This is a genomic window from Pararhodobacter sp. (assembly GCF_034676545.1).
In the GTDB taxonomy this organism is placed as follows: domain Bacteria; phylum Pseudomonadota; class Alphaproteobacteria; order Rhodobacterales; family Rhodobacteraceae; genus Pararhodobacter.
This window is the reverse complement of record NZ_JAUCBZ010000015.1, coordinates 2596828-2611221: the sequence shown is the minus strand read 5'-3', so window position 1 is coordinate 2611221 and position 14394 is coordinate 2596828. Positions and strand designations below refer to the sequence as shown.

Below are 14394 nucleotides of genomic sequence, written 5' to 3'. Positions count from 1 at the left end.
GCGCCGGGTGTTACAGAGCCGGGTCATCCGAGAGCGGTGGCAGGCTGATGGCAGCGACCTGTTCCGTGATCGGCCGTACCGCCAAAGGATGCAGGGCGTTCGCATGCGCGTGCGGATCGCCGAGGTCCTGCCAAACGCCATCGCGATAAATTTCAAGCGCCGAGAACCGCGCCTTATAGGCCATCTTGGCGCTGCCGGGCACCCAGTAGCCAAGATAGACATACGGCAACCCGACCTGCCGCGCCAACTCGATATGGTCCAGAATCACATAGGTTCCCAGCCCGTCCTTTTCGCGGTTGGGCTCGTAGAACGAATAGACCAGGCTCAGACCGTCATCGAGCACATCCGTCAGGCAGACCGCCTCCAGATCACGCCCCGCGCTGCGCTTGGATTTGCCATGCGGTTCGCTGTGCCGGGTATATTCGACAACGCGCGAGCGCACTGGCGTTTCCTCGATCATCGCGGCGAATTCAAAGATATCCATGTCGGCCATGCCGCCATCCGCGTGGCGGCTGTCAAGATAGCGTCGGAACAGCGCAAATTGCTCATCCGTGGCCCAAGGGCTGGTGGCTTCGCGTTTCAGATGGGCGTTGCGCTTTTGATTGCGGCGCTGACTGCGGCTGGGCTCAAAATCGGCAACCCGGATCCGCGCCGACATACAGGCCGCGCAATCCGAACACGCCGGGCGGTACAACACGTTCTGCGACCGCCGAAACCCCTGCTTGGACAGGGTGTCATTCAAGGCCTTGGCGCGGTCCCCGGTGAGGGCGGTGAACAGCTTGCGCTCGCTTTGATCGGGCAAATAGGGGCAGGGCTGGGGCGCGGTCACATAGAACTGGGGCGCGATTGGTAGCGAATGACGCATGGTGCGCCCCGTCCTTTCAGGGTCAATGGCTTGTTCTCGGGTGCGTAAAACCCGAGTGGCAGCCGTCAGATTAGCAAGGCAAACCCAATCCGCCAACCCCTTTGTCGGCGCAAACAGGGGCCTTGGGCCAGGTTATGTCAGGTCCTTCACAGGAACTTGTTGACCAGGGTCGTGCCCAACAGAAAATCATTCAACCCTTGTTTATATGGGGTGATCAGCATCAGCGCGACAGAGCCGATCTGCGGCAACACAAGAGTCATGCTGGCCGCGTAAATCACCGAATGCCAGAAACACTGCAGGGCATCGGCGCGCGTGGCATCCAGCCGCCGCAACTTGATCGCCGCCACCATCATGCCCAATGTCGCGCCATAGCGTGACAACATGACCGTGCGATAGGCAATGGCGACCGCCGCCCAGACAATCGGAAAGATCAGGATCGTCAGGAACACGGTCAAGGCCAGGACAACAAGCACCAAGGCCAAAGTCACCACGAGATCAATCACCCAGGCCAGCAACCGCTTGCCGATCAGATGCTCGTAAAAACCGGGATCATCATACGGGTTTGGCAGACTCATCGGGTGAAATCCGCCATAACCGCACCGCAGGCGGCCAACAAAGCCGCGGGCGATGCGCGAAACACGTGATCGGGGGTCCCTGCCGCGGCATAAACGACATCGAAATCCAGCAACGTCGGGTCCGCAAAAATGCGGGGCGCCGTCAGATGACCAATCGGGGAGACGCCGCCAATCGCAAACCCTGTCACCTTGCGCACCGTATCTGCGTCAGCGCGTCGCAAGGGCTCGTTGACCAACAGGGCGGCACGCTCCGGATCCAGTTGATTCCCGCCGGCCGTCAAGAACAGATAGATCTCGCCGCTCTCGCCTTGGAAAATCAGCGACTTGGCGATCTGATCCAACGCGCATTCGCAGGCAGCGGCGGCATCCTCGGCGGTGCGGCTGGCACCCGGGTTCAGGATTTTCGCGTCCAGCCCGATCTCATGGATCGCGGCCTGCACGCGTTTCAGGGATTTGCTCATGCCAAGCCTTTCGTCCAATTTGGCGCCGGGCCCAAAATGGGAGCTGTGCGGCCGTCACGCAACCACCTGCCCCTCATCTTGCCGAAAATACTCTGGGGTGAATGGCGCGCAGCGACAGAGGGGCAACGCCCCTTTTCGGCTATTTCCGGAACTTGTCGAGGCTGACAACCTCGCCGGCTTTGGGTGCGTCTTGCGCGTGCTCGACATGTTCCATCGGCGCCTCGTCATCTTCCTCGTCTTCGTCGTCATCCGGCTCAAGATGCGTTTCGAATTTCAAACCGAATTCCACGGACGGGTCCACGAAGGTCGAAATCGCATCAAACGGAATGTACAATGGCTCTGGCTGATTGCCAAAGTTCAAGGTGATCGCGAAGCCATCGTCATCGACTTCGAGGTTTTCGAACCAATGCTGAATGACGATCGTGATTTCTTCGGGATAGCGCTCCTTGAGCCAATCCGCCATCTGCACGCCCGGATGCTCGGTGTGCAGGGTGATGAAAAAGTGATGCGCACCCGGCAGGCCATCGGTCGCGATCCGGTCCATGACCTCGCGGATCAGGCCACGCATAGCATGATGCATCAGGTTGCCGTAGTCGATTGTGCGGTCCATACCTGCCCTCATCGTTTACCTTAGCATAGGCGTTTCAACGCCGATGAAAAGAGCGCAGCGGCGTGAGAGCTGCAGAAACTCAGGGCAGCCGGGCAAGTTGCACCGATTCTGCGCGCCCAAGTGACCCCGGGGCTTCGGCCATCGGCGCAATGAGTTCTCGCAGCAGCTTTTCGCGGATCGCGCGGGCGAAATCGGCGTGTTGCTGCGCGGTGATCACGAATCCCCCCGGTGTGACCACCCAGCGGCGATAAAAGTTGGAGATCGATTGCCCGGTGACCACGCCCTCGATGGCTAGACCGTTGATCGTGATCCCCTGATTGAACGCGTTGCGGCGGGCCGATCCGACGGTATAGCCCTCGTTTTCGTCGCCATCGCCCGAGACATCGATCACCCAGTGCCGACAATCCCGCACTTGCGAAAACAGGTCTGCGGCAAGGTCGATCGCTTCGCCCACCGCCGTGTTGCCGCCGGCAAAGCTGCGGGGCAGGGTGGCGATCCGCGCGGCTGTCCGGCTGATTTGCGCGGGCTCATCCATCCGCACCCAGTCCAGGCTCACCATTTGCTCCATGGCACCCGACCATTGCACCACGGCCAGCGCCACACGCCCGCGCAACAAGGCCTCGGTAACCCCTTGATCCACAAGCGCCGAGGCGATGCCCCGGGTTTGCAGCTCATATTCATAGGCATCCACCGACCCCGAGACATCCATCGCCAAGACCAAAGCGATGTCGCACGCCTGAACGGCGGTTGTGGCAAGTGTCGAGGCGAGGGTTGCACAAAGCAGGCGGCGCGGGGTCATGGGGCATGGTTGCACGCCAGACCCGGCACCGGACATCACGTCGCCGTGATCGCAAAACGACAATAACCAAGGTAGAGGAAGGGGAAAGTGCAGGCTTCTGTTGCCAGGTGCCTGCGAACCCCGCCTTACGCTGCAAAGCGCAAGGACTTAAGTATCGATAACTAAAACTGCTTACGCAGCCATCGCCATCGGAGCACGGTTGTCATTTGCAACTGTACGTTTCGGACCGATAACGGTGGTACCTCACCGAGACAAAGCAAAACCCCTTTAGACGTTCGTCGATCCTGTTTCGACCCCAATCGCCCCAAATGAGGGAATGTTGGTGGAGTCGCCGGGTACCGCCCCCGGGTCCGATCCGCGTATTACGAGCGCGTTTATGTCCATAGTCCTCATTGCTGGGGACAGAGGTAATATAGGCGTGCTGCGGCGCGGGCTCAAGGGCTTGCGAGGACTCACGAAAAATTCTCTTGATCAAAACCCGGCGAGTGGCATCCTGACAAAGACCTTGATGATCGGGGTTTTCCCGACAAAGGCCAGGTCGGAGGAACTTTGAATGAAGCACATTGTATTGACCATAACCGGATTGACCCTTTGGGCGGGCGCTGCCTGGGCTGGTCCGACAACCGTCGCCGCCTGTGGCGCATTTCCCGCTGACGGCGGCACCCTCGAGTGCAGTTGCACCGGCACGGAAACCGGGTCTGTCTGGGGTTCGGGCCCCTATACCGCCGACAGCAACCTGTGCGTTGCCGCGCGTCATGCCGGTGTTGTCGACAGCCGTGGCGGCGTGGTCTCGGCGTATGCCGTGGAGGGGCAATCCGCCTATCAGGGATCGTCGCAGAATGGTGTCGAAACCTCGACTTGGGGCGCATATGGCGCAAGCTTTGATTTTGCTCGTCAGCAACAGGCATGCGGCGCATTTCCCGGTGGTGAGGTCGCCTATTCCTGTGCGTGCACCGGGCAGGAAGCGGGGAGCGTCTGGGGTTCGGGGCCATATACCGCCGACAGCAACCTCTGCGTGGCGGCGATCCATGCGGGTGTCATAGGGCGGAATGGCGGCCCGATTTCGGTGCTCGGCATCACCGGGTTGGAGCAGTATTCGGCGTCACAAATGAATGGCGTGTCGACCTCTGCCTGGGGCCGCTACGGCAACAGTATCGTGTTCAACCAAAACTGAGTGTCCCGCCGACCGGGGCAAGGGATCAGGTGCCCTCCTCGGTCGGCTCAATCGGGGTCAATCGCTGGACAGGTGGCAGTCGCAGATCGCGCATCCGCGGCGGCCGCTCGACTTGAGCATTGGGGTCTTCTCCGGGCTCCAGATGGCGGTTTTGCTCGAACCCCCACAATTCGGTCAAGGCGGCGCGAAGATCCTCGGCCCGACCGCCCGCAATCCCGTTTGCGATCCGCACATGATAGGACAAAAAGCGTGCCCGAACGCGGGTGGGATATCCGTCTTTGGGGGTGATCGCGTATTCCGTTTCGATCAGACTCTGGGCCAGAACGCTCATGCTGGCGTTGCCTGACGCCTCCGCCAACGCCAGATGCATCCGCCGCACCGAGGCCACGAATTCGGCATCATCAATGGAAAAATCGGATTGCAAGTCGATCTCGGCCCGCAAATCGCCGATATCGGCTTTGCGCAAAACCGCCAGTTCAGCGCATCCCATCTGCAATTGAATGCGTGTTTCGGTCAGCAAAGGTCGGTGCGCATTGTTTTCGAGCCGCGTGGCCAAGGACAGCAAGGTCGCGATTTGCTCGCTGGCCTGCGTGGCGGTTGGCTGGGTTACAAAAGCACCACCACCGGCGCCGCGCCGCGACATGATCAAGCCGCGCGCCGTCAACCGCCCCAACGCCTCGCGCAGCGTTGGACGGGACACCTTGAAATGCGCGCAGAGATCGGCCTCGGAGGGTAGCCGATCACCCGGCGCGTAATGCCCGGTCAGGATGTTGTCTTGCAGAACCGACGCAATTGCGCTCACGCGATCTGGTGCCCGCTCATCGGGGGATATTTCCGTGCTCATGCCATCAACCTACTGCTTTATAAGCTTTTTAATTATCTGACCTTAGAATGTCAGACAGATATAAATCTGTCAAGAATTCTGAGTGGCTGGTCGGCGGAGGATTGCGCGTTTAAGGTTTCCACAACCAAGGAGATTCGTATGCTGTTGGATGTCGATTTTGTGCGCGCACAATTCCCCGCTTTCGCCGAGCCGAGCCTGCAAGGGCAAGCGTTTTTTGAGAACGCCGGCGGCAGTTATACCGCCGGTGCCGTGATTGACCGGCTCACGCGCTATTACCGCCAGCGCAAAGTGCAACCCTATGCACCCTATGAGGCATCGCGGCTCGCCGGGGCAGAAATGGATGAAGCGCGCCAGCGACTGGCCGCGATGATGGGGGTTGCGACCGACGAAGTGTCCTTTGGCCCTTCGACCACGCAAAACACCTATGTGCTTTCGCTGGCGTTCCGGCAGCACCTCAAACCCGGCGATGCAATTGTCGTGACCAATCAAGACCATGAAGCCAACACCGGCCCGTGGCGCAGATTGGCAGACACGGGGGTCGAGGTGCGCGAATGGCAGATCGACCCGGTCACCGGGCACCTACCATTGGATCGGTTGCAGGCGTTGCTGGATGAGCGCGTCAAACTTGTGTGTTTCCCGCATTGCTCGAATGTTGTCGGCGAGATCAATCCGGTCGCGGAAATCACGGACATGGCGCATGGCGTCGGGGCTGTGGTTTGCGTCGATGGGGTCAGTTACGCGCCGCATGGATTTGTCGATGTTGCCGCTCTGGGCGCGGATATCTATCTGTTTTCCGCCTATAAAACCTATGGCCCGCATCAAGGGATCATGGTGATCCGCCGCGCGTTGGGGATGACGCTGCCCAATCAGGGACATTTTTTCAACGCCGACAGCCTGTACAAACGGTTTACGCCCGCGGGGCCCGATCACGCGCAAGTCGCAGCTTGCGCCGGGATGGCGGACTATGTCGATGCCATTGCCGGTCATCACGGCGCCAGCGGGCAAGATGCCAAAGGAAGGGCGCAGGTCGTGCATGACTTGATGCGCCGACATGAGGTCACGCTTTTGCAGCCGTTGCTGGACTATCTCGACAGCCGCAACGAGGTGCGCGTCCTGGGGCCGCATCGCGCCGAAAACCGCGCGCCAACGGTCGCAGTTCAAACCGAGGCCAAGGGAGGAGCACTTGCCAAGGCGCTGGCTTCGCACGGAATTATGGCCGGTGGCGGTGACTTTTACGCGGTTCGTGCCTTGAGCGCGCAAGGGGCGAACCCGGAACACGGCGTGCTGCGGCTCAGTTTTGTTCATTACACCACCAAAGCCGAAGTTGACCAATTGATCGGCGCGCTAGATCAGGTGTTGTAACAACACTGGATTCCCCCGATGACGCCGCTCATTCTTTGGTTTCGCCGTGATCTGCGGCTTGACGACAACCCGATGTTGGCGGCGGCTGTCGAAACCGGGCGTCCGCTGATCCCGGTCTTTATTGCCGACAAGAGCGTGCTGCATCTGGGGGCCGCCGCCCGATGGCGGTTGGGCGAGGCGGTGGCCGGGTTTGCAAAACGTCTGCGCTCCGTGGGTGCGCCGTTGATCCTGCGGCGTGGGGATGCTTTGGCGCAATTGATGGCCTTGCGGGCCGAAACAGGCGCGGGCGGGATTTGGTGGTCACGGCTCTATGATCCCGACGCCATCGCCCGGGACGCCGAGATCAAATCCGCGTTCAAAGCCGATGGACTGGAGGTGCAAAGCTTCGCCAGTCACACGCTGGTGGAGCCCTGGCAGGTTGCGACCAAGGCCGGCGGTTTCTTCAAGGTTTATACGCCGTTCTGGAAGGCGCTTGATGCGCGGGGCGTTGCATCGCCGTTGCCGGCACCAAAACGTCTGACAATCATGCAGGCGCTTCCGGGGTCGGAAAATCTTGATCAGTGGCATCTGGGGGCGGCGATGAATCGCGGTGCGCTGATTCTGGCAAGATACGCGCAAATCGGCGAGGAGGCCGCGCTGACCCGGTTGGAGCGGTTCTTGAATGGGCCGATCGACCTCTACCGTGAGGGGCGTGATTTTCCCGCAAAAGAGGCGGTTTCAGGCCTGTCAGAGAACCTGACCTATGGCGAAATCAGTGCCCGCCGGATCTGGCACTCCGCGCTGGCGTTCGAGGCGTCACAACCAGGCCATGCGGGGGCAGTGCACTTTCGCAAGGAACTGGCATGGCGCGATTTCGCCCATCATCTGATGTTTCATTCCAAGCACATCCTGACCGAAAACTGGCGGCCCGAATGGCATGGTTTCGCGTGGCGAGGGGACTCGGACGAGGCGGAAACCTGGCGCCGGGCGATGACCGGTGAGCCGCTTGTTGATGCCGGTTTGCGCGAACTGTATGTCACGGGAACCATGCACAACCGCGTCCGCATGGTCGTTGCAAGTTATTTGACCAAGCACTTGTTAACGCACTGGAAAATCGGTTTGGACTGGTTTGCGGATTGCCTGACGGATTGGGATCCGGCCTCGAATGCGATGGGGTGGCAATGGGTGGCTGGATGCGGCCCGGATGCGGCCCCCTATTTCCGCATTTTCAATCCTGCCACGCAAGCAGATAAATTTGATAAAACAAAAGCGTACAGGCACAAGTTCATCGCCGAACTCAACCGCAAACCCGGCCCCGAGGCCCTGGCATTTTTCGAGGCCGTGCCGCGCGCCTGGGGGCTGCGTCCGGATCAACCCTATCCGCAACCGATGATTGACCTGCGCGACGGTCGTGCGCGCGCCCTGAACGCCTACCAAACCCGCGAGCTGCAAGAGAATTAACGATTGCGCGGTCATCCACCTTGGTTACGCTTGCGTAGAACGTCAAAGCAATACGTTTGGAGGACCAATGGAGTATCTGACCAGTACCGAAGGGCAGGCGGACTTGCCTCGATATTTCAAGCCGGCCTTCAGCCAGCTGCAACGCATGACCTATGGCCAGCTTGACGTCATTCTGCCGGACGGGCGCAGGTTTCGGGTTCAGGGCAAAAAGCCAGGGCTGGCGGCCGAGGTGCAGATCCTGAACGAGGACTGCTTTGCGCGTCTGATCCGCGAAGGCGATGTGGGCTTTTGCGATGCCTATATTGACGGCTGGTGGACAACCCCTGATCTGCAAGGCCTGATGGATGTTGTGTTCCGTGACAACCCGGCCGTGCTGGATGAGTTCACCGGCATGGCCTTGGTGCGCGCCTTCGAGCGTGTTCGCCACTGGCTCAGGGGCAATTCCAAACGTCAGGCAAAAAAGAATATCGCGTTTCATTATGATTTGGGGAATGATTTTTACGCCCAGTGGCTTGATGAGTCGATGACCTACTCATCGGCGCTGTTCACCACCGGACAAGAGAGCCTGGAGCGCGCGCAGGAAGCCAAATATGCGGCGCTGGTCGATTCCCTGGGCGTCGAGGCGGGCGATCATGTGCTGGAAATCGGCTGCGGCTGGGGCGGGTTTGCGGAATATGCCGCGGGCGCGCGCGGTTTGCGCGTGACGGCCCTTACCATCAGCCAGGCGCAACATGATTTTGCCGTGGAGCGCATCCGGCGGGCGGGCCTGTCTGATCGGGTCGACATCAAGTTGCAGGACTATCGTGACGAGACCGGACATTATGATGGGGTGGCGTCGATCGAGATGTTCGAGGCGGTCGGGGAAAGCTATTGGCCGAGTTATTTCAACGCCGTCCGGAACCGGCTGAAGGCCGGGGCAAAGGCCACCATCCAGGTGATTACCGTGCCCGATGAACGCTTTGATCTGTATCGCAAGAACGTTGATTTCATCCAGAAATACATTTTTCCCGGTGGAATGCTGATTTCGCCCGCGCGTTTCTCGCAAGAATCCGCGCGCGCCGGTTTGGGGGTCGAAAGTTCGATCGAATTCGGCGAAAGCTACAGCGTCACCTTGCGCCGCTGGCATGAGGCTTTCACGCAAAAATGGGACCATATTCAAACCCTGGGCTATGATGCGCGGTTCAAGCGGCTATGGGACTTTTACCTCGCCTCTTGCGCCGCGGCGTTTCACACGGGTATCTGTGACGTCACACAGATCACCCTGCGACGCCCGGCCTGACGCCGGGACGCCCCAGCGCTGCCCGAGGAGACGCATCATGTTCACCCTGATCCGGCCCATTGCGGCCCTCATGTTAGGGGTGTTTGCCCTCTATGCCGCGCAAATCTATGAACCGTTGTTCGACCCCGAGGCGGATCTCGGTTCCATGCCGATCTGGGCGGCGGCGATCAGTGCGGTTGTGGGGTGGGGTTTTCTCGGTGGGCGCATCGGGCGTGCCATGTGGTACTCGGCCTTTGTCGGCGTTCAAGCGGTGGTCTTGGCCGCGATATGCACGGCGGGTTTTCTAGCGGTTGGCGAGGTGTTCACCCGTGGTTATCGCCGCCAATACACCGAGGTCGTCGAGGCGATCACCGGGTATTTCGGCATTGTCGTGGATTGGCTGAGCCGCGGGTTGGTTCAAGACTATCTGATTTTGCTGGGCGTTGGCGGTTTGGCGATCGGCGCCCTTTTGCACATTGTCTGGGGCTTGATGGAAAGGCGCCGCAATGCCCGCTAACCCACTGTTTTTATATGGAACCTTGCGGCACCTTCCGTTGCTGAAGGCGGTGTCCGGATGTGATCTTGCGGTTGAGCCCGGCCACGCTTGCTGACCATGCCGTGCTGCATGCGGTTTCGGCGTCGGGGCAACAACAGGATTTCCCCCTGTTCACGGCGCTGCCGGGGTCCGTCGCGCGGGGGTTGGTGATCCGTCCCGATGCCGAGGCGCGCGCGCGGCTCGACGCTTATGAGCGCGTGTTCGGCTATGACACGGCCACGGTCACGGTGACCACGGCGGCCGGGGCCGAGGATGCCACCATCTATATCCCGCGCGCGCATCTGTGGCGGGGCGGTGCGCCTTGGCGTCTTGAAGATTGGGTGGCGGGGCCGGGCGTTCTGGCACCCGAGGTGGCGGCCGAGGTCATGGCGCTTTTGCCCGACACCGCCCCCGAGGCGATCCTGGAGCGGTTCAAGATGTTGGAGATCCGGGCCTCCAGCCGTCGGCGTGCCCGCAAGGAACCCGCGCCCGCGACCTTGCGGCGCTCCCCATCCGACGCCGATGTTGAACTTGTGGCGCTGCGACGGCCTTACACCTGGTTTTTCGGTGTGGAGGAGGCGGATCTGCGGTTTCGCAAATTTGACGGCAGCTACAGTGATCCGGTGACGCGCGCCGGGTTTGTCATGGGCGACGCGGTGACGGTTCTGCCCTACGATCCGGTGCGCGACAGGGTCATGCTGGTCGAGCAATTCCGCTTTGGTCCCTTCGCACGCGGCGAGGTCAATGCTTGGTCGCTGGAGCCGATTGCCGGGCGGATCGACGCCACCGAAACCCCCGAGACCGCCGCGCGCCGCGAAGCGCAGGAGGAAACCGGTCTGAGCCTGCAAGCCCTGCATCCGGTCAGCCGCTACTATGTCAGCCCGGGGGCGGTGACCGAATTCATCGTGTCCTATGTCGGCGTGGCGGACCTGCCGGACTCCGCCGAGGGGGTCGGCGGGCTGGACGCAGAGGCCGAGGATATCCGGGCCCATGTGATCAGTTTCGATTGCTTGATGGACATGGTCGCCAGTGGCGAGGTGGCCAATGCGCCGCTGTTGATTTCGGCGCAATGGCTGTCGATGAACCGGGCGCGGTTGCAAGCCGGGGGTTAAGACGTGGTGTCTTCGGCCGAGTTCCAGCGCCGGGCCACTGCCATAGCCACCAAGGCGCAAATGTTGCACAGCGCCACGCCCCCCATCAGTGGCAGCGTCGTGCCGTTGTAGAGCGCGGCAATGGGGGCTGCGACCATCGCCGATACCATGGTTGAAACGCCGCCCATCACCGAGCTGGCCGTACCCGCGACATGTCCCAAGGGAACCAGTGCCAGCGCGTTGAGATTGCCAAAGATCAAGCCCACGGCGAAGAAATGCGCGAACATAAAGGTAAAAAATGCCCAGAACGGCAATTCGCCCAGAGTCGTATAAAGCACGAGGGCGGCGGCCACGACCAGCAGTTGCCCGATCAGGGACACGACGATCAGGCGTCGCATGCCCAGCCGGACCACCAGTTGCGCATTGACCAGACTGCCGGGCGCCGACATCAGCGCACTGAGGGCGAACCACAGGGGGAATTCGTCGATCTTGTTGAAAACCTCGTCGAAAATCTGCGCGATCGAGGACAGCCAGATGAACATCGTCGCAAAGCTGAAGGTCAGCGCGATCAGGTAGAGCATGACTTGCTTGTGGGTGAACACCTCACGAAAGGCGCGCAGGACGGGGCCGGCCTCGAGCGTGCGGCGGTTCTCGGGCGGCAGGGTTTCGGGCTGGCGGAAATACAACCAGCTTGCGGAAACCGTGCCGAACACCAGAAAGCTCCAGAAAATCGCGCGCCAACCGAACAAATTGCCCAGCGTGGCCCCCAGCAAGGGTGCGACGGCGGGAACCAACACGAAAATCATCATCGCCAGCGACATGATGCGCGCCATGTGGCGCCCGGTGTAAAGGTCGCGCACCAAGGCTTGCGACACGACCCGCGGGGCCGAAACGCCGAGGCCCTGAATGAACCGCGCGGCCAGGAGAACCGTCATGCTTTCGCTCATCGCCGCAACGACCGCCGCCACCATATACAGGGCGATGCCGGCCAGGATCAGCTTTTTGCGGCCCAGCGCGTCGGATATCGGCCCCATGACCAAGGTGCCCAGCCCCAAGCCCATGACGAAGATCGTGATCACCAATTGCGCGCTCTGCGGGGTCTCGGGGGCGAGTGCTTCGCCCATCTGCACCAGCAGCGGCAACATGGAATCAATGGAATAGGCCACCGTCGCGAACATCAGCGCAAGGAAGGCCACGAATTCGGCCATCGGCATCGGTTTGATCGGTTTCATGCCTGCGCTGCCAAATCGTCGATGACCTGCACCCAGAATTCGGTCGGGTGCGCGCCGTTCACGACATAGGTGCGGCCGATCAGGAAACCGGGCACGCCCGACAATCCGCGCGCGCGAATATCGGCGTCGCGGGCGCGGATGTCGTCACTGTCAGCGTCGGAGTCCAGCAATCTGGCGATCAGGGTGCGGTCAAGTCCCGATGCCTCGGCGATGTCCAGCAGGACGGTGTGGTCGGAAATATCCAGGCCCTGCACGAAATTGGCCTTGAACAACGCGTTCACGACGGCGTTCTGCCGTCCCTCCAACCCGGCCCAGTGGATCAGGCGGTGCGCGTCCAGGGTCGAGGGTGTGCGCAGGATCTTGGCCAGATCCAGCGGCAGGCCCTCTTCGGTCGCGGCCTCGGAAACCGGCAGATAGGCTTTGACCACCGCGTCGGGCGGGCCGAACTTGGCCTGCAGGTATTCGCGCCGGTCCATCCCCTCGGGCGGCATCGTCGGGTTGAGCATATAGGGGTGCCATTCGATGATGAACGGGTGATCCGGGCGCTGTTCCAGGGCCTTTTCCAGCCGTGCCTTGCCGATATAGCACCACGGGCAGATCGGGTCCGAAAAGATATCAAGCTTGGTCGTCATCGCGGCCCTTCCATCCCGTCCTCAAGGCACGGCGATTGAGTTTGTTGTTGGCCCCTTTGGGCAGGGTTGTCACACGGATATACAGTCTTGGTTGCTTGTAGCGCGCCAATTTGGTCTGGGCATATTGCGCCAAATCCGCCTCGGTCACCGGGTGTCGGGTGTCGACATAGAACAATCCGATCACGTTGACACCCGCGCGCACCGGTAATTCGACCGCCGCGCATTCGGAAATGCCGGGATGACCCTCGAACGCGCATTCCACCTCGATGGGCGACACCCGGTAGCCGCCAGCATTCATCATGTCGTCATCGCGTCCGAGATAGCGAATGGCGCCGTCATCGTCCATCGACACGGTGTCGCCGGTCAGAAACCAGCCGTTGGCAAAGCGTGCGGCGGTTTCCTTGGGGGCGTTGTGATAGCCCAGAAACAGGCCGGGGTCGTCGGCACTGACCGCCAGAACGCCGGGTTCACCGCGTTCGACCGGGGTGTTGTCCGGTCCCAGCACGGCAATGCACCGCCCGGTTTGCGCATAACCGCTGGCCCCGTCACGCTTGGCGTGGTTCGGACCGGTCGAGACATAGGTCGAGACTTCGGACATGCCCAAGGCTTCGAAAATCGGTGTTTTGGTGGCGTTTTCCCATGCGGTGCGTGTGGCGTCGGGCAGTTTCTCGCCCGCCGACAAGCCATGCCGCAGGCGAGGCAACTCAAGGCGCGCAGATTTGAGCATTTGCCGGTAAACGCCTGGCGCCGCAGCGAAAATTGTCGCGTCAAAGCGTTTGAGGAGAAGCGGGAGTTGCACCGGGGCAATGCCCTCGGCGGGAACCAGGGCGGTGGCCCCGATGGCCCAGGGGTCCATCAACCCGGTGCCCAGCGTATAGGTCCAGTTGAAGGCACCCGCGTGCAAAAGGCGATCGTCAGGCGTCAGGCCGTACCAATCCGCCCACATCATGCGCCGCGCCCAGACCGCGCGATGCGCGTGCATCACCGCCCGCGGCGCGCCTGAGGTGCCCGAGGTGAACACCATCGACCCCAGCCGATCAGGGTCGCCCATGTGCCACGCGCAATCCGGCAGGTCGCGCCATTCGCGCAGGGTTGCAACGTCGATGACCGGTGCGGCGTGATCCGGCAGCGCCACGCCTTTGGCCGCGATGATCGCCGCCGGGTTCATGGGCGCGGTCATGGCGGTGATTTCAACCTCGGTCAGTTGCGATGAGGTCGGCACGGGCACCAAGCCGACCGCCAGCGCCCCCAAATAGGCGAGCGGAAAATCGACGGTATTGCCCAGCCGCAGCAGGATCACGTCGCCGGGGTGAAACCCGGCCCGCAAAAAGCCGGTTCCAATGCCCCGAACCGCCTTGATCAGTGTCGCGTAGGACCAGCGCTCGGCCCGCGTCAGGCCAACGATTTGCAAGGCGATCTTGTCCGGGGTTTGCGCGCCGGCGGACAGCACATACGCCGCCGTGTTGAAGGGCGTCGGACAGGGCGCAAAGGGGCCGGTATTGATTAACGCGTGCAT

At 61.3% G+C, this 14394-nt stretch carries 15 protein-coding genes and 1 other RNA gene; 6 read left to right on the top strand and 10 right to left on the bottom strand.

What is annotated here, in order from left to right; genetic code table 11:
- Positions 1 to 10 precede the first annotated feature (10 nt).
- From VDQ28_RS16355 to ssrA, 6 genes are all read right to left on the bottom strand, one after another.
- On the bottom strand, positions 11 to 865 hold the full coding sequence (locus VDQ28_RS16355) for an arginyltransferase (RefSeq protein WP_323036939.1): 855 nt from the start codon (positions 863 to 865) through the stop codon (positions 11 to 13).
- A 146-nt stretch (positions 866 to 1011) separates the two neighbouring features.
- Positions 1012 to 1440 (bottom strand): RDD family protein, encoded by a 429-nt coding sequence (locus VDQ28_RS16350; RefSeq protein ID WP_323036938.1) that lies wholly within the window; start codon positions 1438 to 1440, stop codon positions 1012 to 1014.
- Entirely contained in the window at positions 1437 to 1901 is a 465-nt protein-coding gene (locus tag VDQ28_RS16345) for a YbaK/EbsC family protein (RefSeq protein WP_323036937.1), read from the bottom strand. Before VDQ28_RS16345 ends, VDQ28_RS16350 begins: the two co-directional genes overlap by 4 nt.
- Before the next feature lie 139 nt (positions 1902 to 2040).
- A complete protein-coding gene (locus tag VDQ28_RS16340; protein ID WP_323036936.1) occupies positions 2041 to 2511 on the bottom strand; it encodes an SspB family protein in 471 nt (156 codons plus the stop codon).
- Positions 2512 to 2590: 79 nt separating this feature from the next.
- Positions 2591 to 3310 (bottom strand): DUF1194 domain-containing protein, encoded by a 720-nt coding sequence (locus VDQ28_RS16335; RefSeq protein ID WP_323036935.1) that lies wholly within the window; start codon positions 3308 to 3310, stop codon positions 2591 to 2593.
- Between the two features lie 86 nt (positions 3311 to 3396).
- Positions 3397 to 3752: a transfer-messenger RNA gene (gene ssrA / locus VDQ28_RS16330) on the bottom strand.
- A 111-nt stretch (positions 3753 to 3863) separates the two neighbouring features.
- Here ssrA and VDQ28_RS16325 point away from each other — a divergent pair.
- Positions 3864 to 4484, top strand: coding sequence for an LCCL domain-containing protein (locus tag VDQ28_RS16325; RefSeq protein WP_323036934.1), 621 nt, complete (start codon positions 3864 to 3866; stop codon positions 4482 to 4484).
- A gap of 25 nt (positions 4485 to 4509) precedes the next feature.
- On the opposite strand, the gene VDQ28_RS16320 is transcribed toward VDQ28_RS16325, so the two are convergent.
- Entirely contained in the window at positions 4510 to 5328 is an 819-nt protein-coding gene (locus VDQ28_RS16320) for a FadR/GntR family transcriptional regulator (RefSeq protein ID WP_323036933.1), read from the bottom strand.
- A 138-nt stretch (positions 5329 to 5466) separates the two neighbouring features.
- On the opposite strand from VDQ28_RS16320, the gene VDQ28_RS16315 reads away from it, so the two are divergent.
- From VDQ28_RS16315 to VDQ28_RS16295, 5 genes are all read left to right on the top strand, one after another.
- Complete coding sequence (locus VDQ28_RS16315) at positions 5467 to 6690, top strand: aminotransferase class V-fold PLP-dependent enzyme (protein ID WP_323036932.1); 1224 nt, start codon at positions 5467 to 5469, stop codon at positions 6688 to 6690.
- Positions 6691 to 6708: 18 nt separating this feature from the next.
- On the top strand, positions 6709 to 8130 hold the full coding sequence (locus tag VDQ28_RS16310) for a deoxyribodipyrimidine photo-lyase (RefSeq protein WP_323036931.1): 1422 nt from the start codon (positions 6709 to 6711) through the stop codon (positions 8128 to 8130).
- Between the two features lie 67 nt (positions 8131 to 8197).
- Positions 8198 to 9409 (top strand): cyclopropane-fatty-acyl-phospholipid synthase family protein, encoded by a 1212-nt coding sequence (locus tag VDQ28_RS16305; protein WP_323036930.1) that lies wholly within the window; start codon positions 8198 to 8200, stop codon positions 9407 to 9409.
- Positions 9410 to 9446: 37 nt separating this feature from the next.
- Positions 9447 to 9905, top strand: a complete 459-nt coding sequence (locus VDQ28_RS16300) for a TrgA family protein (RefSeq protein ID WP_323036929.1) — start codon at positions 9447 to 9449, stop codon at positions 9903 to 9905.
- A gap of 65 nt (positions 9906 to 9970) precedes the next feature.
- A complete protein-coding gene (locus VDQ28_RS16295) occupies positions 9971 to 11035 on the top strand; it encodes an NUDIX domain-containing protein (RefSeq protein ID WP_323036928.1) in 1065 nt (354 codons plus the stop codon).
- On the opposite strand, the gene VDQ28_RS16290 is transcribed toward VDQ28_RS16295, so the two are convergent.
- From VDQ28_RS16290 to VDQ28_RS16280, 3 genes are read right to left on the bottom strand one after another with little or no spacing between them, the layout of a single operon-like run.
- Positions 11032 to 12246 carry a multidrug effflux MFS transporter gene (locus VDQ28_RS16290; protein WP_323036927.1) on the bottom strand — a complete coding sequence of 405 codons (1215 nt, stop codon included), beginning with the start codon at positions 12244 to 12246 and terminating at the stop codon, positions 11032 to 11034. The genes VDQ28_RS16295 and VDQ28_RS16290 overlap by 4 nt on opposite strands.
- A complete protein-coding gene (locus VDQ28_RS16285; protein ID WP_323036926.1) occupies positions 12243 to 12878 on the bottom strand; it encodes a DsbA family oxidoreductase in 636 nt (211 codons plus the stop codon). Before VDQ28_RS16285 ends, VDQ28_RS16290 begins: the two co-directional genes overlap by 4 nt.
- Positions 12862 to 14394: a class I adenylate-forming enzyme family protein gene (locus tag VDQ28_RS16280; protein ID WP_323036925.1), complete on the bottom strand. Its 1533-nt coding sequence runs from the start codon at positions 14392 to 14394 to the stop codon at positions 12862 to 12864. Before VDQ28_RS16280 ends, VDQ28_RS16285 begins: the two co-directional genes overlap by 17 nt.

Coding starts and splice junctions, on each gene's coding strand:
- VDQ28_RS16325 (WP_323036934.1), top strand. CDS start 3,864: ATGAAGCACATTGTATTGACCATAACCGGATTGACCCTTTGGGCGGGC.
- VDQ28_RS16355 (WP_323036939.1), bottom strand. CDS start 865: ATGCGTCATTCGCTACCAATCGCGCCCCAGTTCTATGTGACCGCGCCC.
- VDQ28_RS16320 (WP_323036933.1), bottom strand. CDS start 5,328: ATGAGCACGGAAATATCCCCCGATGAGCGGGCACCAGATCGCGTGAGC.
- VDQ28_RS16340 (WP_323036936.1), bottom strand. CDS start 2,511: ATGGACCGCACAATCGACTACGGCAACCTGATGCATCATGCTATGCGT.
- VDQ28_RS16300 (WP_323036929.1), top strand. CDS start 9,447: ATGTTCACCCTGATCCGGCCCATTGCGGCCCTCATGTTAGGGGTGTTT.
- VDQ28_RS16345 (WP_323036937.1), bottom strand. CDS start 1,901: ATGAGCAAATCCCTGAAACGCGTGCAGGCCGCGATCCATGAGATCGGG.
- VDQ28_RS16350 (WP_323036938.1), bottom strand. CDS start 1,440: ATGAGTCTGCCAAACCCGTATGATGATCCCGGTTTTTACGAGCATCTG.
- VDQ28_RS16285 (WP_323036926.1), bottom strand. CDS start 12,878: ATGACGACCAAGCTTGATATCTTTTCGGACCCGATCTGCCCGTGGTGC.
- VDQ28_RS16315 (WP_323036932.1), top strand. CDS start 5,467: ATGCTGTTGGATGTCGATTTTGTGCGCGCACAATTCCCCGCTTTCGCC.
- VDQ28_RS16310 (WP_323036931.1), top strand. CDS start 6,709: ATGACGCCGCTCATTCTTTGGTTTCGCCGTGATCTGCGGCTTGACGAC.
- VDQ28_RS16280 (WP_323036925.1), bottom strand. CDS start 14,394: ATGCACGCGTTAATCAATACCGGCCCCTTTGCGCCCTGTCCGACGCCC.
- VDQ28_RS16305 (WP_323036930.1), top strand. CDS start 8,198: ATGGAGTATCTGACCAGTACCGAAGGGCAGGCGGACTTGCCTCGATAT.
- VDQ28_RS16335 (WP_323036935.1), bottom strand. CDS start 3,310: ATGACCCCGCGCCGCCTGCTTTGTGCAACCCTCGCCTCGACACTTGCC.
- VDQ28_RS16290 (WP_323036927.1), bottom strand. CDS start 12,246: ATGAAACCGATCAAACCGATGCCGATGGCCGAATTCGTGGCCTTCCTT.